The following is an 18,246-nucleotide window of genomic DNA, read 5'->3' as shown; positions in this document are numbered from 1 at the left end:
GGCAATGTTAAATTTTGTTTCCAACGTCAATTCTTACTTTGAATATCGCCAATTCAAGTGAGAAGGCTAGTTGGTAAAACTGGTTGTCACTCATAGCAATAAACAAAGTGATATCTTTAAAAACATTAAATTATCTATAGGCTTTTCCATGTTCAAAATATTCTTATTCACCATACTATGCTCTGTTTCTACATTTAGTTTTTCTCAAGTGACTTATGTTTACTGCGGTAAACAAGATGCTTCAGATTGGTACTGGTATCAGGATGATAGTGGCAATTATGTCGAAGTTCCGGGTCATTGGTTGCTTTTACCGGTAACTGATGAAAATAGTGAGCAAGACTTACTTCGCACTCCTTTTAACGTAGAGTTTTCAGCTTTTATCAATCTAAATATTAATTGTCGAGAAGACTACGTACCTCAACCAGGACGATGGGCATCATCTGACTGGTCTAGATTTATAATCAATTACCCAGATGGTACACGTGGCCTCCTTCCTGGATATGAGAATGTTTACCTATCTGAAAACATGCGTAGGTTAAGATTGGTTCGGGTTTATTAGATGTCACCTATTTCAAATCTTGAAAATACAACGTTCAGTCATTAATTATTATTAAAATAAAAACGGGAAACATTAATGTGTCCCGTTTTGCTTGAATGAGTGAATTATCGGTTTTTCCAAATCCGAGAAAATGCACGACAAGGTGATCGGGACATTCATTGAGCGTGAATCCTATCTTTGAATCAACTGATTGGAGTCATGACCGATTACGGTGGCTTTTTACGCCTGTCTCACAGCCCCACCTAAAGCACAAACAACCCACGGAAAACGCACTCCTCCTACCCGCCTGCTACGTTTTTGATCTCATTTTTTCGCAATTCTATTTCAGCGAAATTCTGCGACCGTAATAGAAACCTAATAAGCCGCAAGCCCTTTAGGAATAACGGGGGATGGGGGATAATTGAAGGGCTGAGAATGGCTTACAGGGCGCCTAGCAAAATTGCGAAGAGTGCAAAAAATTGCAATAAATTGAAATTTTGACGATCAGTGTTGATCTGTTTTGTGTTTTTAAGTGATTGAAATTTATTGATTTCTGTATTTTAGGTCAGGTTTTTGATGATCATTTGTGTTTTTTCGATGATCAGTTTCGTATCGCCTCAGCCCTTGTTAGATAAGGGCTGAGCGTGAATTGCAACGAAAAACAAAATTGCAAAAAATGTCATTGTGTCTACGTGGCAATGTTGTCCAGGTTAAAGGTTAAATGCAGACTTTCCGGCACTTCCGGATCACCATTAACGGCATCCATGAACATCTCACAAGCCGGAATGACTTCATTCTTGCAGTAGACGTAATCGAATTTAATGGGATCACCACGGGTCCCACCATTTGGAATGATGGCGGCCAGTTCTACAGGGAAGCGGTGACCTGTTATCACTTCTTGAGCAGTGACGTTCTTAATTTTTTCGTATTCATCTTTGGTGGCGATATCGCCAACGGGTATGAGCTGTATGCCTCGCTCATTGCCGTTCGGGATATTGATAAACATCGAGCGGAAGTTACCCACGCCACGGCTAGAAGCCATCTTTTCTTTTAGGTCGTCTTCATCTTCTTTGCTCAGATTTGGGTCGGTGGCGTAGAAGATAAAACCCATGTGCAAACCGTTCTTATAGTACCGGCGGCGAAAGGTGGTGGAGTCCTGGCTAAGTAGTGCGGATTGAACACACCCCAGATAATCTGGCCCACCATAGACTTGCTGGACAGGGTCGTATTGCTTGATGAAAATGATGTCCTCTTTCTTATAACTCTTCTGTTTTTCGCCACGCTCTAAGAAAGCAAAATTACCATTCTTACGTTTGCGTAAATACATAGTCGGAATAGGCCATAGCCCAATGACTTTGCCTAAGTAATTACGCAGCTTAAGCAGGGCCGTGTCACCGAACTCCAAGAAGTCATGCACGGCCGATTGCATTTGTTGCTTCTGCATTCCACCTTGGATGTAACGACCTGAAATCATATTACGGCGAGCCATTAAGATAGAGCCGTGATAGGCGTTGGCTCGTGTGAGTTTGTTTAAGCCCATTCTATCAAGTGGCGGCTCCCAATAGTCGCCATCGTCGTTGTAATACAGTTCGCTGTAATCGTAGTTGGTAAAATCACGATTCATGATCTCAGGCTCACCAAAGCTAAACATCAAGCTTTCATCATTGGTGCTTTCTTTCGTGATCGTTTCTGTTTTCTGTTCAGTCATAGAGTTACATCTGCCAAGTTGATTTGCGTTTTTCTGAGTGGTCGAGCGGCTCATTAATGCAAGCGTGTGAAATAGCCCAAAATGCATCGGCGTGGCCAGTTAATTCGCTGCGTTCGGCTTTGAAAGTCATGCTATTACCGCTATTGGTAGTCGCCCGTTTAATGGCCATGAATGCCATGGCAATGTCTTTATGCTCAGCATCAAATTGAATGCGATTGGCTTCGACCACATCAATCATCTTCATCACCAATCGGTTTTTACTTTCGTTGCTGTATTGAATGGCCACGGTTTCTCGCGGGTGTTTTTTGCTGAGTAAGTCATACACACCCGCGCCAATGCCTGTGGTATCGATGCCCAAATAGCTGACGTTGTAACGCTCAAACACTTTTGAGACTTGCTGAGCCTGGTACTGAAAGTTCAACCCGCGCCAATAGTGCTTTTCCAAGACTCGGAACTTTTCAATGGCCACAATAGGCGGGGCCACCACAACTAAACAAGCGTTGTCTCGGGTTCGGCTTGGGTCGTAACCTAACCACACCTCACGCCGGTCGAAGGGATCGTTGTCATTGGGCTTGAAGTCTTGCCAACGGCTAATGTCGACCATGGCTTTCTCAAGGGCTGAGAACTTAAAGACCGAGCTGGCACCATCGACGAAGATACACATAAACAGATTATCGAAATCGTCTTTGCTGTATTCGTCGCGCAGCTCATCGATATCAAATAGCTCACAACCGCCTGCAGCGGCATCCTCAATCGTGACCACGTAACGCCACTGCTTGTCTGGACAGAGCCGTCCACCGTCTTGATAATCGTCAAAGGTCGGGAACTCAATATTGGCGCGGGTATCTCGCCCTTGGCGCCATTGGTCGCCCGTCCAAAAGGTATAAGCCTGGTGCGTTTTAGCGGAAGGGGTCGAGAAGTAGGTTTTGCGCCAGTTCTTATGGGTTGCCATGGCGGACGCGAGTTTGTTGAGCTCATCGAATTTTGGGATCCAAAAGTACTCGTCCACATAAACATGGCCATGATAACTTTGTGCGGTTTTGGAGTTGGTGGATAAGAATCTGAGCTCAGCGCCGTTAGAGAGAATAATCGGGTTACCGGTTAACTCAACGCCTAAGAATTCTTCACCAATCGCAATGATGTAGCTTCTGAACACTTCCGCCTGGGCGCGAGACGCAGACAAGAATATTTGGTTGTCGCCGGTCAAAATCGCATCTTCCAGCGCTTCACCACTGAAGTAGTAGGTGGCGCCAATCTGACGGGATTTAAGAATATTACGCGTTCGTTGGTGCAGGTTGTTACGCATCGTGTGCTGATATTCAAAGAGCGACTCATGCCATGTCGAGAATTGCTCCTTGGTCAGCTCAGTGATGTTGTTTTTCTTTTTACTCTTCTTTTTCTGCTTGTCGTCAGACTTATTAGAACGCGCTTTTTTACTGTGAGTATCCGGTGCAGGTTCCGTTTCATTCGTGGTGTGTTTCTCAGTAACTGGCTGAGTTTGAGCGTGGAATTTTTTAAGTTGAACGTGGTGCTTGATGAGCCTATCGAGCATATCGAGTTGGCTTTTAGAAGGGTTCTCCAATTCGAGTAAGGTTTCAATTCTGCGCGCGATGGATTCATCTATTGTTTGCTCGCGCAGCATGTCACGCCATCCGTATTTGTCAGCCCAGTGATAAAGAATTCGGGTGCTGTTCAAACCTAATTCGGAAGCGATTTCTTTGGGTGTCCAAGCCTTTAAATACAGGGCTCGGGCTGCATGTCGTGTTTCGGATGTATATGCCATGAGCCAATCATAAGCCCTGTTAACGCCTTAAATTGCATAGCAAAGTTCGGATGATTTCCGTTATCGCTCCTATCCGAATTGGTCGGAATCGAAGTGGCTGAAACCACCGATTCAAAGGCGTATTGTGAAAACTCAAAACACAAACTGACCAATGAAAATTAGGTACACACTCAAATGGCAAAAATCAGTGATTGGAAAATTGTAGCAACCGAAGGGCCGACGGTTGATGGTCGTAAGATCACCCGCGAATGGCTCACGCAGATTGCCGAGAACTATGCCCTGAGTGAATACACCGCGTTGATTTGGCCAGAGCATAAACGCTTTGCCGGTTACGGCAGTAACTGGGGCAGAGTGCTTGAAGTTAAAGCTGAAGAAGTGGATGGCAAAATGCGCTTGTTTGCCAAGCTTGAACCTAACCAATACTTACTTGAAGCCAATAAGCTTGGGCAGAAGCTGTTTACCTCCATTGAACCCGATCCAGATTATAAAGGGCAAGGAAAGTGCTACCTAACGGGGTTAGCCGTGACCGATTCCCCAGCATCGTCTGGTGTGTCATTACTTCAGTTTTCACGACAAGACGGTAAAACCACAGAGCTCAGTTGTAGCCAACTGGAAGCCATCAATTTGGATGAGTGCTATTCCAAAACCGATCGCTTTTTTGCTCTGTGTAATGCCTTTTTCAATTCTGGTGACGAACAGCCAGAGCCACAACCGGAACCTGAACCAGAGGAAGAAGAAGTGACCGAAGAACAACTCAACGCTGCCCTGAAAGAGCAGTTCGGCATCATGAAAGGTGACCTAAAGGATGAACTCAAGCAAGAGTTTAACCTGCAAACGCAAACGCCTAATGAACCCGAAGCCGTCCCTGAAGGCGAAGTTCAAACGTTCTCTTTAGAGCAGTTTTCCTGTGTATTGGAGAAGCAGCTCGCGCCCGTCACCGAGCAAGTAAAGAGCCTAGAAACCCAGTTCGCCGAGCTTAAGCAAGAAGTCCCAGGGCAAAAGCCTGGTGAAGAAGGCCATGGCGGCGATGATGCTAATCAATTCAATGCTAAGGATATGTATTAATGTTAAATGCCATTTCTACTCAATGTATTCAAGAGTTCTGTGACGTGACGGTTCAAGCGGCTGGTGCGGCTGCTGGCTCTAAGATGTTTAGCATCACGCCGGTGATGGAAACCAAGCTGCGTGACGCGATGAAACATTCCCATGCCTTTCTTGGCATGATCCACAGTGGTTTGGTTGAACAAATCAAAGGTCAGGTCATTGATGTGGGCTTAGATGGTCTTGCCACCGGTCGTGCTGATGGCCGTTTCAGTGTGGATGTCGATCAAGAAGGCAATACTTACGAACTCGTAAAAACCGATTCAGGTTGCCATATCCCTTGGGAGCTGATGACGCAATGGATTAATTCTGGCAGTAAGGGCCAGTGGCTTAATTTGATGAAAAGCGCCATCGCTAAACGTTTTGCGTTAGATATGCTGCGTATCGGTTTTAATGGTACGAGTATTGCGACGGTGACCGATCCGTTGAATAACCCTCTAGGCCAAGACGTCAACAAAGGTTGGTTGGCCATCGTCAAAGAGAAAAAAGCGGCTCAAGTACTTCCGGCTGCAAAACTGGATGCGACAGGCAAAACAGACGGCTCGTATAAAAATCTGGATTCACTGGTTCAAGATTTGATTAACACCACCATAGCAGAGCAACATCGCCAAGATGATGATTTGGTCGTGATTATTGGCTCTAACCTGGTGGCGGCTGAGCAGCATCGTTTGTTGGAGTCGGCAGACACGCCTACCGAGCACAAAGCCGCTCAATCTCTCGCTAAGACGATTGCGGGCAAGAAGGCTTATACACCTCCGTTTTTTCCTGCGAACGCAATTTGGGTCACCAACCTAAAAAATCTGCAAATCTTGACGCAAACAGGCACTCAGTGGCGTAAGCAAGAGAACAATACGGATCGACTTCGCTTCGAATCTAACCATATTCGAATGGAAGGTTATGCCGTCGGCAACTACCACAAGTTTGCCGCGATTGAAGACGTAACTGTTGTTGAACCACTACCAGCGTAAGGGTGAATCATGGCAAGTCCATTAGCTAAATTACGCCAAGAAGCATTGGCAAAACAGCAAAAGAAATCGACACCTGAGAAACAGTTTGTCGCTAACCCAAACAGTTTGCACCTGCTTCTCGCCGAACTCGAAAGTGATTTGAAGGTGCTAAAAACCTTTAATCGAACGGATGAAAAGGTGAACCACAAACGTGATGTTTTGGTCCCTAAATACCGTGAAGCGATTGAAGCTTATCTTTATGGTGACGAGCAGTTCGACAACCCGTTATTTACTCAAATGGTAATTTGGCTCTTCGATATCGAAGATTTAGAAACCGCCATTGCGTGGTGTGACATTGCTATCGAACGCGGGTTAGATACCCCAGAACGATTCAAGCGGGATTTTGCCACCTTCTGCGCCGATGAAGTCTTGGCCTGGTCAGTGCGTATGGCAGACAAGGGTCAGTCCGTTGAACCTTATTTCTCTCAGGTCTTTGATAAGGTCACTCAAGTGTGGCGTATCAACGAGAAGCCGACAGCGAAATGGTTGAAGTTCGCCGGCCTACACTTGCTTCGAAATGAGCAAGGTAAACCACACGCCGCGTCGGTGGGGGATATCGACACGCTACAGACAGCGCGAACTCATCTTCAAAACGCGCATGAGCAATACAGCGCGATTGGGGTAAGCACCATGATCGATAACATCGACCAACGTATCCGAGCATTAGAGAGTGTCGACAACCTCTAATTAACCGCTCCTAAGCCGCCGCGCCTCGGCTGACGAGGAAGAACAAGTGATTTATCACCCTGTTTATTCCGTCGACTCAGTGGCTAGAGGCGCACCTATTTAAAAGGGATTAAGCATGTTTACGGGCTCTTCAGATGCGCATTATCAAGATACTGAAATCACTAATGATGGTTTCTGGCCCAACTTAAACGTCGGTGATTTTGAAAAGCGTAGAGGAATACCAGCAGCACAAGATCCTGATCGCATCACGATTGCTTTAGTGAATGCCATGGCTGAGGTGAACAGAGCTCTCGAAAAATTAAAGTTGCAGTATCTCGAACAAGGACATCAACGCGCAGCAGACGTACCGATTACGCCCATTGTTAATGGAAAAAACCGCGTTGTGATTCAGTATGAATCTGCGGTTAATTCGAGGGCTAAAGCTGATCTACTCCCAGATATTGCAACGGTTCATACCAAAGATAAAGGTGACCACCTCGCTGATAGGTCAACAGACACACGTGACGACCTAATGGCAGAAAGCCAACGAGTGATTAGAAATATGCTGGGTGTTTCTCGTTCGTCGGCGGCTTTGTTGTGAAAGGAACGGTTATGAGTACTCAGTATCAAGCCGGTTACAAGTTACGAGACTTAAACGCATTTTTAACCAGTGTAGTGGGCGAAAAGATAGCCAAGCGCATGGAATGTGAAATGGGTAAGGTGGAATTGAAACTGGAAACGAAGCACATGGGGCAAGGTTTCGACCTGCTTTATCAACGTTATGTTGCTGACTTTTACTTCGATAAGTTTCCTTTTAAAGAATACGACCCTGCAGTGCTGTTTGCGAACGTAGGGGCTTGGTTGATGGATAACGACTCTGACCGTTTCCACATTGAAGACTTAGACGACCCAGACGTAGATGTCGTGCTGGAAGATGAGAAAAACGCCGAAGTGCTGATCTCGGTGATGTTTGAAGAACCAGTCAAAGTGAAGGCAGATCCAAGCGGACCAATCTATTGGAATGGTCAAAGCTGGAAGATTGAAGAGTACGAGATTTGGCAGGCGCAAAGGCTATCCAACTTAGTTATTCGCAATGTATGAGATACGGGCAGATAAGCGCAGTTATTTACGAGTTAAAGAACAATTCGAGCTGCTAAAGCTTGATAAACAAGCCAGAACCAGAGTGCTGAAAGAGCTTGGCAAATACATCACCAAGACGACCAAAAAGAACATTCGAGCACAGCGTGACCCAGACGGTAAGTCGTGGTCAAAGCGCAAAAAAGGTAGGCGCAAGATGCTTAAAGGCTTCACCAAGAAGCTAAAGCATTTTCAAAAAGACAATAACCGGGTTTTGGTGGTTGGTTGGCCCTCAAGGCGAGGAACCGTAGCACTGGCTCATCATACAGGTGAAGCAGAGAAAAGCGGTTTGCAGCAGAGGTTCAAGCAAGCCAAGAAAGCAAAAGAGCCAAAGAAAACCGACCCGGCAACGAGAGAGCAAGCGAAAGAGCTACGCGATTTAGGTTACAGACTTCCGCCCCAAGGCAGGCAGAAGAGAGGCAAAAAGCCAACGCTCAAATTCATTACTCAGAATATGACCGTAGCCGAAGCCGCAAAACTGATTAGTGATCTGGAAAACAAAACTCCATCACGTAAGTGGGAAGTAGATCGCCCAGAACGCCGATTGATAGGCATTAGTCCCAAACGGGCTGCAATGATTATTAAGCGGGAATTGAATCGAAACAGGAGCAACTAAACATGGCATGGCCTACCGTCATTATTAACATTCTGAACATGATGCGCGGACCGATTCCGGGCGTTGAATTTCACTTTCTGTTTGTTGTGTACGGCACAGTCGCAGGAACAGAGCGCAACCTAATCATGGTGGACAACACCACGGATTTTGCAGATAGCACGTTCGATAACATCGACCCAGTGCACATACTTACACTAAAAGCCGCCCAGCTAAACGGGAAGAAGAACTGGACTGCAGGTGTGATCGTCTTAGACCACGCAGACAGTTGGCAAGCCGCCGTTTTTAAAGCCAATGAAACATCAAGTTTTGAAGCCGTTGTACTTGATAAACCCGTTACAGGCACATCAACGCTTGAAGACGCTGTCGCTTGCCGGACAGAACTCAAAGCCAAGTTAGGCCGTGAAGTCTTCATGATCTGCACGTTGCCGGGTATCAATGATTCAGACGCCGGAGAAACATGGGCGCAGTGGCTGGCAGCAACAGTCCCGGTACCCAAAAGCATCGCAAGTGAGTACATCACCGTTGTTCCTCAAGTTCACAAAGACAACTCAACGATAGGTATCTACGCAGGTCGCTTGGCAAACCAAGAAGTGTCTATTGCTGACTCCCCTGCACGAGTCAAAACAGGCAGCGTACTGGGTAGCATGGTTTTGGCAACAGATAAAGACGGCAAGCCGTTGGAGTTGGCAACCCTGAAAGCACTGGAAGCCGCCAGACTGGCGGTGCCAATGTGGTACCCAGATTATCCGGGGCAGTACTGGACAACGGGCCGTACTTTAGATGTTCCTGGTGGTGACTTTCAAGATATTCGCCATATCCGTGTTGCGATGAAAGCAGCCCGTAAAGTGCGAGTCCGTGCGATTGCTCGAATCGCTGACCGTGAGTTCAATTCAACGCCGGGCAGTGAAGCAAGTGCCAAGCTCTACTTTACCCAAGACCTGCGTGAAATGGCGGTCGTAACGAAAATCGGCGATTACGAGTTCCCTGGTGAAATCAAACCGCCACAAGATGAAGACATCACCATCACTTGGGTTAACAGTGAAGAAGTGGAGATTCTGCTCGCTGTTACGCCCTATGAATGCCCAGTGAAAATCACCATCGGCATCATGCTTAACCAACGTCTAGGAGAGTAATCAATGACTTCTCGTTATACCGGTCGAAGTTTCGACGTAAACATGTTGGGCGTTCTGGTTCATGTGGAATCGGCAACAGCAACCATCAATGACGAATCCGCCGTTGATAAAGAGCGTGGGATACCAACCGGCTTTACGCATGGTGCCGTTAGCTGTGATGTTGAATATGAGTTGGACTTAAACAACTTCCGTAAGTTACAGCAAAAGGCAAGAGAAGCAGGTAGCTGGCGTGGTATCAAGCCTCACGATTGCATGTTCTATGCAAATACAGGTGCCGATGAAGACAAAGTTGAGTTGTTCGGTGTGAAGCTTCAAATCTCTGATCTACTTAGTGTCGATCCTAACAGCAGTGATAAGACCAAACGCAAACTGAAAGGTTTTGTAACGAGTCCGCACTTTGTTCGCATCAATGGTATTTCATACCTAAGCAAAGACGACACACGCGGCCTGCTTTAAGCCTAACCAGAGAGATAACGAATGCCGGATTTTATCGACCATGCCAGTAGTAACGAAGCCAAATTCACCGAAATGGCTATTGCAAGCCAACGTAAACGGTCAGTGCAGACAGGCCAAAAAGAAAGCGCGAAAGAGTGCCACGAGTGTGGCGATGAAATCCCAGAGCTGCGCCGTATTAAAGTCGCAGGTTGTCAGTACTGCGTTAGCTGTCAGCAGCTAGCGGAGAAAGGTCTAATTTAGGGTTTTCCAATGAAAAAACTATTGATGAAACGCCGCTACTTTGAACACGGAACGTACTCAACCCTACATCGTGAAGATGGCAGCAAAGTGTGTTGTGTTGCAGAGCGACCAATGTTGAATAACAAGCCAAGCGAATCTTGCATTGTTGAGGGTACCTATAGTTTGTTTCCTCATGAATCCCCACGATTTGGTGAATGCTATGCCTTAGAAGCGGACACGTTGGGTGTGACTCGACAAGGACCAAGCCTACGCACACACATTCTGATTCATAAAGCTAATTCACCTAAAGAGTTGCAAGGTTGCTTAGCACCAGGTGTTGATTTTGGGTTTGTGAATGGCGAATGGGCGGTGGTGAACTCAACTTCAGCATTCAATGCGTTAATGAAAGAGTTAGCCGGCGAATCTGCTCAACTTACCATCATTAAGGACTGATTATGTGGGATAAGGTTAAATCGCTGATCGGCAATTCTGCCCCTTTGATTGGAACATTAATTGGTGGCCCTATTGGTACGGCAGTGGGCGGGTTGGTGTCTAACGCACTCGGTGTTGAAAATACTTCGAAAGCAATAGAGCAAGAGTTAGCTGTGAACCCCGAAGCAGTTCTGAAACTCAAGCAGCTAGAAGCGGATCATGAAGTTGAGCTGAAACGCTTGGCATTTGAGCATGCAAAACTTGAGAGCGAAGAGCGTCAATTGGCTATCACTCAACAACACGCAACGATGCAGGCAGAGCTTGCTAGTAATGACCCATATGTGCGTCGCTGGCGTCCAACTTGGGGTTACTCGATGTGTGCCGCTTGGGTATTGCTGTTTCTGAGCCTTGCCGTGGTCATGATGTTTTATCCAGAGCATGCGGCCAGTGTAGTGAATAGCGTGGTAGCAATGACGCCATTGTTTGGTATTGGGCTGACAGTGCTTGGTATCAACATTCACAAACGTTCGCAAGACAAGCAAGTGTCTATGGGAAGCACCCCATTGGGCACAATCAACACCCTGAAAGCAGCGATTAAAGGGGGCTAAATGGCGGATTGGTTGGCTGCACTCGCAGCAGTAGGAATGCTGATTGCCGTAGTCGTAGGTGCGGTTATCACTCGATTAACAGCCGTTTCTAAAGATTTGGCAGAACACAAAACCCACGTAGCTGAAACCTACGCAACCAAAGACGATGTAAAAGAGTTGGGCGACCGAATGGAGCGCAACATGGCATCGGGCTTTGATCGAATTTACAACTTATTGAAAGGAAGAGACGCAGCATGACTAAACCCGCTTTCACATCAAAACCTGTAGTAGTGACTATCGGTGGTACTGATTTCGAATTCACTCCAACGGTGCAAGACGCGAACAACCATACCAATGACATGATGCCAAACAACAAAGTGGCGCCTGCGTACACGTATTTGACTCGCACTGTTAAAACAGAGCAGAAAGATGCGCTTATCGAGTTACTTAATAGTGTGCCCGGTCTAACCATTGAGCTGTTCGCAACAGTGAGTAATGCCTCTAAAGGCGGCATTGAAATCTCACTAAAAAAATAACCGACAGGGCAAAGCGGATTGAAGATAACCCACTTGAACAAGCCTTTGCCCTGCGTCGTCATTTTCTACCCAATGAACCCGACGACGAACAAAGTTTAAGCCGCGCTATCTGGCTGGATAAACACCAGTTCGAACGCGAAGAAAGAGCAGTAATGAGCGCAATTAGCCGATTATTTAGTAAGTAAGGTAAGCATCACGCATGAGTATGGAAAAGCTATTAATGCACGTGGCACTGGTTGACCAAGTTACCAAGCCTCTGCAAGGCATTACCAAAGAAGTGCAATCTTCCATGGAAGCAGGCAAACAAGGCATGCAGAACATGGCAACAGGTGGTGCAGGTTTGGTTGCTACTGGCTTTGCTATCCAAAATGCGTTGATGCCTGCCATTGAAATGGACAGAAAACTGGGTGAGGTTAAATCACTGGGTGTTCTTGATGAAGACTTAGCCAAACTATCTAGAACGGCTCTATATACTTCGGTTCAATATGGTAAGTCTGCTACAGAGATGGTTGGTGCGGCTTACGATATTAAATCAGCTTTTGGCGGTATTGATGGTGATAGCCTTGCTGATATTACTAAAAGTTCCGCAGTCTTGGCAGCAGCTACTAAAGCCGATACAGCAACCATCACCGACTACATGGGTACCATGTATGGAGTCTTTAAAAACTCCGCTGATGAAATGGGTGTAGGTGAGTGGTCTAAGCAAGTCGCAGGTATGACAGCTCAATCGGTTGAAATGTTCAAAACAACAGGTGCAGGTATGAGTAGTGCCTTTACTAGCGTTGGTGCGAATGCGACTAGTGCCGGGATTGCCATGGAAGAACAAATGGCGATCTTAGGTACACTGCAATCAACTATGAGCGGCAGTGAAGCGGGTACCAAGTACAAATCATTCCTAGCTGGCGTTGCTAATGCTCAAGACAAACTCAATTTATCTTTTACGGACAGCCAAGGGCAAATGTTGCCAATGCTGGATATTCTCGACAAGTTGAAAGGTAAGTTCGGGGATACATTGGATGTGGCAGAAGCTGCCGACCTGAAAAAAGCATTCGGTTCAGAAGAAGCGGTCAGCATGATCAAGTTGCTCATGGCTGACACTGACGGGCTAGCAAATAGCATTGAAACGCTTGGTGATGTTCAAGGAATGCAGCAAGCCGAAAAAATGGCAGGAGAAATGACTGACCAGTGGGAACGATTAGAGTCTGTCTGGTTTGCCATTCGTGCTGCGGTGTTTGGTGCTGTACTGCCGTCAATAAATGCGGTTGTGGGTTCAATGGCTGATGGCCTAATGGCCGTAGTAGGTTGGACAGATGAATTCCCTTGGCTTGCTGAAATTCTGGGTTATGTTGCTATTGCGGGTTTATCCCTTGGTGGTGTCGTCGCAACACTCTCGCTTGCTATGGGTATTGGGCAAATGATGTCTGCAGGTTGGGCCGTCACCATGACGGGCTTAAGTAGCATCTTGAAACTGCTACGCATTACCACAATGGCAAGCACCGCCGCCGCTTGGTTATTCAACACAGCGTTATGGGCGAACCCCATCACTTGGGTAGTGGCGGGTATTGCGCTACTCATTGGTGGACTTGCAGCGGCAATTTATTGGTGGGACGACTTAACCGCCGCCTTCAAAGACGCTTCTTGGTTTGATGTGATAGCCGGAGCCATTGAGGGGCTTGTTGATTTACTCAATATGATCCCTGGTGTTGATATTGAGCTGGGTAGCAAGATCGCAACACCGGAGGTAAGCGCCGCAGTGGAAGCTGAGCGCCATGCACCTGAGTCAATTGAGGTGGTGCCGTTCGACGCTCCTGAAATTGCATTTACAAATTCAGAGCCTCATCCCGCTATTGATATGGCAAACAATCTGTCGCTGGTGCCTGATACGCAAGAAATGCCAACGGGTAACGGTGGCAGCATTGCCGAATACAAACAGCCGGGAGCAGTGCCAACACTACCGCCAAGCATGGTTCAAAACGTCACGACCACTCATAAACCGCAAGGCGGCAACATGAACTCATACGGTGACGTGTACATCACTGCACCGAATGGAATGACACCAGACCAGTTAGCCGAATGGGATGAACTCAATGCCGGATAGCCATTTATTAGAAAACAAAAAGTATATCGACATTAAAGTGATTGACGGTGGCTGGGATATGGACGCAGGCCAACAGCCTGCCGAATGCAGCGATTTATACAGCATCGCACAAGATATTAAGCACGCCATTATGGAGTCGGGTTTGGCCCGTCAATTGGTTGCTGAACGTAACCCGGCATTACGCGCTGATGTGATGGTGCAGATTGAGCAGTTAGCCGAGCGTGATGTGAGAGTCGTTCCCGGTACTGCAACCGCAACTGAATTAGAAGCGGGTGAAATTACCTTAACCGCAACCGCTTATGAATATGGTGATCTAGAACTTTCTGTAGGAGAGAACGGGGCATGAGCAAACGACCAAACGCAGACTTTGTTGAGATTCTCAGTGAATCGGGTGTGCCTGTTACCGAAGATGAATTCGAAGCCAAGCTAAAACAAGAAGTCGTGGGAGCTGGCAGTAAGGTTTCTAACGACTCTGAAATGTCACCGTTTTGGCGATGGGTTCGCGCCGCTGTAGTTACGCCATGTGTGTGGCTGATAAGAACATTACTAGCAGAATACGTCATGCCAAATATGTTTGTGGCAACGGCAGAGCGTTGGGCTTTAGGGCTGAAAGCTTGGGAACATGACATCGAGCCGAAAGACGCAGAGAAAACACAAGGCAACATCACTTTAACCAAGGCGAACGCTGGTGACGCGGTCACGATAGAAGCGGGTAAAGTGGTTCAAACCCTGCCGATTGATGGTGTGGTGTATAAGGTTCAAGTACTTGCTGAAACCGTGATTGATGCGGGGCAGTTAACGGGCAAAGTTCTGGTTGAAGCATTCGAAGCTGGCGCCGCTTTTAACTTACCTGCTGGTTACTTCAATATCATTCCCGAAGAGATTCCGGGCATTGCCGATGCGGTTAACGAACCGGATTGGATAACCCAATTAGGCGCAGACGCTGAAAGCAATGAAGAATTGGCACTGCGTATTCAGAACGCTTTCACCAGTTCGGGTGAATGGCACATTGATGATGTTTACCGCTCCATTATTGCCAGTGTTGCCGGGATTCGTAGCGACAACATCTATTTCAACAATACAGGTGACGTGACGCCGGGCACTGCAGAAGCATTGATTTTGATGGAAGTTGGAGCAACACCGCAGCCCGTTCTTGACCAGCTAAATGACCACATTATGGCGAAAGGGCATCACGGCCATGGTGATGTGCTGACTTGTAAAGCTATTCCAGATACTGAGCACGATGTGATCTCCGATGTTGTTTTGGTAGCGAACTTAGACGAAGCGACCAAAGTTAACGAGCTGCTGGAAGTCGAAGACCGTATCAGGGCTGCATTTCGTGAGACTGCAGCTTATCCAGAAATGACCCGCGCCAAACCAGAAAGCCGCTTTAGCCTTTCTCTGCTTGGTACTGAAATTCACACCAATATGGCGCAGGTCGAATCGGTAAAGTTCACCGTAGGCGGAAAGGTTCAAGAGGACATTATCAGCGACCTAGAGCAGCCACGTTTGAAAACGCTCACGGTAAGGGAGTAAGCCATGTCTGAACCTCAAAGCGATAACCAAGAGCACCATGCACCAGAGTTACCCGAAACGGTTATTCCATGGTGGCAAGATGGCAGCACCACCTCGGAAGAAATCAAAGAGCCGCACTTTCTATCAAAAGGCGTATTCGCATTCTTTCACATGGTCTGGGGTTGGCTGCAGGTCCCACTTGGTCAAATGGATGCGCTGACATGCAGTGAAAATACCTTGGAGTTAATGGCTTGGGATAGAGACATTAAGCGTTTTGAGGGAGAGCCGCTTTCTCTGCTTCGCAAGCGAGTGAAATACGCGGCCTTGAATGCCAAAGACGCAGGCAGCGTTGCAGGATTTAAGAGAATTTTTGAAAGGTTGGGCATTGGTATCGTTGCGTTTAAAGAGCGCGAAGATGAAGTGCAGTGGGATGTTTGCACCATTGAGCTAACAGACAGCGATATTTCTAATAACACCAAGTTGGTTCAAACACTGATTGAACAGTATGGCCGGACATGCCGCCGTTACCGTTTCCAAGTGATATATCAGACTAACCTGAGAGTCGCGAGTGGTGAGTTCTCACACAATGTCAGCCTGTTTTTAGCAGAGACTAAACCCGTCGTTGAAATGAATGTGAAACCGCAGCCAGTTGAACATCAACAACAAGTCTTTATTGCCAGCCTTTAGTTGGTAAACATTTGTACAGCCAGTAAATGCAAACAGGGGGAGGTACCCAATGAGCCAAACGGCAATACCGCTCGAATTTGAGCGTTACTTGCAAAATCAGATCAGTGTCGGTGGCGCACCAGACATGAACGAGATGATTTTTGCGCACATTCCGGGGCTAGACGTAAGCCAGCCAATTAACCGTGAAAATGGTTTGCCTGATGTTTCGCTATGGGTCCACCAACAAGACATCGACCAAGTGGGCAAACTGGGTTACAACGCACTGGTGTATTCCGTGGTGATCCCTAGTACCGTTACGGAGTTCACCTTTAACGCGATTTATCTACGTGATAAGCATGTGCCAAACTCTTGCGGAATGGTGGTGCACAAAGCTACCGAGTCTAAAGAAAAGGGCATGGCGAGCACGAAGTCATTGGTGCAAGCCTATGACGGAGCCGGGCAACTTGCTGGCATTACCATTGATGCATCGACGTGGCAGATTGACTATCAAGCGCGTTTGAAAGGCATCGAGGAAGACCAGCGCTTGGCCTGCTTAGATAACTACGGTCATACGGCTTTTGTTGATGGGTTCGATGTAACCCAACAAGCTGACCCGAAAAAATACAAAGTGACGCCTGGTGTTGTTTATGTCGGTGGTTTGCGTGGTGTGTTAACGGGTGAAGTGTTGCAAACCATCACCACGAAACCCAGCGGTTTGTATGTCGATGTGGTTCGCCAAGGTACCGCGCTTTCAGTGTGGGAAAACAAAGCAACGATTGTGGTTTCTGAAACTGAGCTGACCGATTATGTGGACGGAAACGGTGAGCAGCACTATGTCGCTAAACTGGCCGGAATTGATGCTGATGGTTCAGTGATTGATTGGCGGGTTAAAGGGGGCTTGGCTGAGCATGTGGCGGATGGTGATCCGCATTCGCAATACACAAAGCTCGTTCATTTAGTTGGCTTAATTGGAGAGTTCCATGATGCAGGTGATAAAGCTGGTTGGGTTGATTTAAGAGGCGGCGAATTATCGAGAGTGACCGATAAAATGCTCTGGGATTATGCTGTAGCAGCAGGAATGACTGTAACACAGGCAGCTAAAGATGCGGAGCCTATGATTCACGCCATGAAGTTTGGTGATGGTGATGGTGCAACAACCTTTACTTTGCCAAATCATCACTTAGGGCATTTTGTTCGTGGTACACCAAGCGGTGTTAATCACGGTTATACACAAGGTGATGCGATTAGAAATATCGTAGGTGAATTCAAAAACATAGTATATCAAGATGTAGCAGGTAGTCTTTCGTTGGTGACAACTGGTGCTTTTAAACAGGCGAAAAGGCCAGATTCCGCTGTTGCAGCATCAACAAAATACTCTGAAAAAGATAGAGATGGTATTGGATTTGATGCAAGTCGAGTGGTACCTACAGACAATGAAAACCGCCCATACACTGCAAATCTGTCAATCAAAATTCATAGGGGCTGGATGTCATGAAAATAGCGTATCACTACGATTACAAAACCTTTATTCATCAGGGTGAGAGTCAAATTCATAAGGTAGCGGGATATGATGAATATATCTTGCCTCAGTTTTCTACTTGGATAGCGAATCCAGAGTTTGATGACAAAACCGAACACGCCAAGTTTGATGTTAAAAATCATAAATGGCTTGTCGAGCCAAAGCCAGTTGAGGTGACGGGTTACAATAAGCAAACCCAAGAAGCTAAAGTGTTTGATGATGCGTCTTTGGTCACTGATGAATACACGTTAGAAAAACCGTCTACGCTATGGGATGAGTGGGTTGATGGCGCATGGGTAACAAACCAGAGCAATAAATACATTGCTGAATACGACCAAGCGGGTAGTGCTCGTCGATCTGCTTACAGTGAAGTAAGTGACCCTCTCTATATGGAAGCATGGCGCAAAGAGTCGAAAGGCTTAGTTGATGAAGCGGCAGCGTTTAGACAACAAGCGGATGCTGCAGTCGAGCTAATCCAAGCCGAACATCCTTGGCCGACTCCGCCAGAGCTCTCCTCCAAGGTATAAGA

At 46.8% G+C, this 18,246-nt stretch carries 22 protein-coding genes and 2 pseudogenes; 22 read left to right on the top strand and 2 right to left on the bottom strand.

What is annotated here, in order from left to right; translation table 11 throughout:
* Nucleotides 1-70 precede the first annotated feature (70 nt).
* Nucleotides 71-559 carry a hypothetical protein gene (locus A3712_RS26435; protein WP_231891754.1) on the top strand — a complete coding sequence of 163 codons (489 nt, stop codon included), beginning with the start codon at nucleotides 71-73 and terminating at the stop codon, nucleotides 557-559.
* Between the two features lie 106 nt (nucleotides 560-665).
* A pseudogene (locus A3712_RS27275) lies at nucleotides 666-740 on the top strand (IS1 family transposase); the annotation flags it as partial.
* Nucleotides 741-1,226: 486 nt separating this feature from the next.
* Here the strand turns inward: A3712_RS27275 and A3712_RS02230 are convergent.
* On the bottom strand, nucleotides 1,227-2,246 hold the full coding sequence (locus A3712_RS02230) for a phage portal protein (protein ID WP_063522097.1): 1,020 nt from the start codon (nucleotides 2,244-2,246) through the stop codon (nucleotides 1,227-1,229).
* A gap of 4 nt (nucleotides 2,247-2,250) precedes the next feature.
* Nucleotides 2,251-4,029, bottom strand: coding sequence for a terminase large subunit domain-containing protein (locus tag A3712_RS02225; RefSeq protein ID WP_063522096.1), 1,779 nt, complete (start codon nucleotides 4,027-4,029; stop codon nucleotides 2,251-2,253).
* Nucleotides 4,030-4,203: 174 nt separating this feature from the next.
* Between A3712_RS02225 and A3712_RS02220 the strand changes: the two genes are divergently transcribed.
* The 20 genes and pseudogenes from A3712_RS02220 (at nucleotide 4,204) to A3712_RS02130 (ending at nucleotide 18,244) form a co-directional block, all read left to right on the top strand.
* Nucleotides 4,204-5,094 (top strand): GPO family capsid scaffolding protein, encoded by an 891-nt coding sequence (locus A3712_RS02220; protein ID WP_063522095.1) that lies wholly within the window; start codon nucleotides 4,204-4,206, stop codon nucleotides 5,092-5,094.
* A complete protein-coding gene (locus A3712_RS02215) occupies nucleotides 5,094-6,098 on the top strand; it encodes a phage major capsid protein, P2 family (protein WP_063522094.1) in 1,005 nt (334 codons plus the stop codon). The genes A3712_RS02220 and A3712_RS02215 overlap by 1 nt, the downstream gene beginning before the upstream one ends.
* Before the next feature lie 9 nt (nucleotides 6,099-6,107).
* Nucleotides 6,108-6,824: a phage terminase small subunit gene (gene gpM / locus A3712_RS02210; protein WP_063522093.1), complete on the top strand. Its 717-nt coding sequence runs from the start codon at nucleotides 6,108-6,110 to the stop codon at nucleotides 6,822-6,824.
* A gap of 115 nt (nucleotides 6,825-6,939) precedes the next feature.
* Entirely contained in the window at nucleotides 6,940-7,404 is a 465-nt protein-coding gene (locus A3712_RS02205; protein WP_063522092.1) for a head completion/stabilization protein, read from the top strand.
* Between the two features lie 11 nt (nucleotides 7,405-7,415).
* Nucleotides 7,416-7,904, top strand: coding sequence for a phage tail protein (locus tag A3712_RS02200; RefSeq protein ID WP_063522091.1), 489 nt, complete (start codon nucleotides 7,416-7,418; stop codon nucleotides 7,902-7,904).
* Nucleotides 7,897-8,556 (top strand): phage virion morphogenesis protein, encoded by a 660-nt coding sequence (locus A3712_RS02195; RefSeq protein WP_063522090.1) that lies wholly within the window; start codon nucleotides 7,897-7,899, stop codon nucleotides 8,554-8,556. Before A3712_RS02200 ends, A3712_RS02195 begins: the two co-directional genes overlap by 8 nt.
* Before the next feature lie 2 nt (nucleotides 8,557-8,558).
* Nucleotides 8,559-9,689, top strand: coding sequence for a DUF2586 domain-containing protein (locus tag A3712_RS02190; RefSeq protein ID WP_063522089.1), 1,131 nt, complete (start codon nucleotides 8,559-8,561; stop codon nucleotides 9,687-9,689).
* A 3-nt stretch (nucleotides 9,690-9,692) separates the two neighbouring features.
* Nucleotides 9,693-10,145 carry a phage protein gene (locus tag A3712_RS02185; RefSeq protein ID WP_063522088.1) on the top strand — a complete coding sequence of 151 codons (453 nt, stop codon included), beginning with the start codon at nucleotides 9,693-9,695 and terminating at the stop codon, nucleotides 10,143-10,145.
* Nucleotides 10,146-10,166: 21 nt separating this feature from the next.
* Nucleotides 10,167-10,385, top strand: a complete 219-nt coding sequence (locus A3712_RS02180) for a TraR/DksA C4-type zinc finger protein (protein WP_063522087.1) — start codon at nucleotides 10,167-10,169, stop codon at nucleotides 10,383-10,385.
* A gap of 9 nt (nucleotides 10,386-10,394) precedes the next feature.
* Nucleotides 10,395-10,817 carry a DUF5675 family protein gene (locus A3712_RS02175; protein ID WP_063522086.1) on the top strand — a complete coding sequence of 141 codons (423 nt, stop codon included), beginning with the start codon at nucleotides 10,395-10,397 and terminating at the stop codon, nucleotides 10,815-10,817.
* Nucleotides 10,818-10,819: 2 nt separating this feature from the next.
* A complete protein-coding gene (locus A3712_RS02170; RefSeq protein WP_063522085.1) occupies nucleotides 10,820-11,404 on the top strand; it encodes a 3TM-type holin in 585 nt (194 codons plus the stop codon).
* Nucleotides 11,405-11,641: a hypothetical protein gene (locus tag A3712_RS02165; protein WP_063522084.1), complete on the top strand. Its 237-nt coding sequence runs from the start codon at nucleotides 11,405-11,407 to the stop codon at nucleotides 11,639-11,641.
* Nucleotides 11,638-11,919 carry a putative phage tail assembly chaperone gene (locus tag A3712_RS02160; protein ID WP_063522083.1) on the top strand — a complete coding sequence of 94 codons (282 nt, stop codon included), beginning with the start codon at nucleotides 11,638-11,640 and terminating at the stop codon, nucleotides 11,917-11,919. Before A3712_RS02165 ends, A3712_RS02160 begins: the two co-directional genes overlap by 4 nt.
* Complete coding sequence (locus tag A3712_RS28795; RefSeq protein WP_425086313.1) at nucleotides 11,916-12,104, top strand: DUF6890 family protein; 189 nt, start codon at nucleotides 11,916-11,918, stop codon at nucleotides 12,102-12,104. Before A3712_RS02160 ends, A3712_RS28795 begins: the two co-directional genes overlap by 4 nt.
* 14 nt (nucleotides 12,105-12,118) lie before the next feature.
* On the top strand, nucleotides 12,119-14,017 hold the full coding sequence (locus A3712_RS02155; protein ID WP_063522082.1) for a phage tail tape measure protein: 1,899 nt from the start codon (nucleotides 12,119-12,121) through the stop codon (nucleotides 14,015-14,017).
* On the top strand, nucleotides 13,998-14,363 hold the full coding sequence (locus A3712_RS02150; RefSeq protein WP_063522081.1) for a DUF2590 family protein: 366 nt from the start codon (nucleotides 13,998-14,000) through the stop codon (nucleotides 14,361-14,363). Before A3712_RS02155 ends, A3712_RS02150 begins: the two co-directional genes overlap by 20 nt.
* Nucleotides 14,360-15,553, top strand: coding sequence for a baseplate J/gp47 family protein (locus A3712_RS02145; protein ID WP_063522080.1), 1,194 nt, complete (start codon nucleotides 14,360-14,362; stop codon nucleotides 15,551-15,553). The genes A3712_RS02150 and A3712_RS02145 overlap by 4 nt, the downstream gene beginning before the upstream one ends.
* 3 nt (nucleotides 15,554-15,556) lie before the next feature.
* The gene (locus A3712_RS02140; RefSeq protein ID WP_063522079.1) at nucleotides 15,557-16,219 is read left to right on the top strand and encodes a phage tail protein; all 663 of its coding nucleotides are present in this window, start codon (nucleotides 15,557-15,559) and stop codon (nucleotides 16,217-16,219) included.
* A 49-nt stretch (nucleotides 16,220-16,268) separates the two neighbouring features.
* A pseudogene (locus tag A3712_RS02135) lies at nucleotides 16,269-17,097 on the top strand (phage tail-collar fiber domain-containing protein); the annotation flags it as partial.
* Nucleotides 17,098-17,689: 592 nt separating this feature from the next.
* Nucleotides 17,690-18,244 carry a hypothetical protein gene (locus tag A3712_RS02130; protein WP_063522078.1) on the top strand — a complete coding sequence of 185 codons (555 nt, stop codon included), beginning with the start codon at nucleotides 17,690-17,692 and terminating at the stop codon, nucleotides 18,242-18,244.
* The last annotated feature ends 2 nt before the right edge of the window (nucleotides 18,245-18,246 follow it).

This window comes from Vibrio sp. HI00D65 (assembly GCF_001635455.1).
Classification (GTDB): domain Bacteria; phylum Pseudomonadota; class Gammaproteobacteria; order Enterobacterales; family Vibrionaceae; genus Vibrio.
The sequence above is the reverse complement of the archived record's forward strand: the minus strand, read 5'-3'. Positions and strand labels throughout refer to the sequence as shown.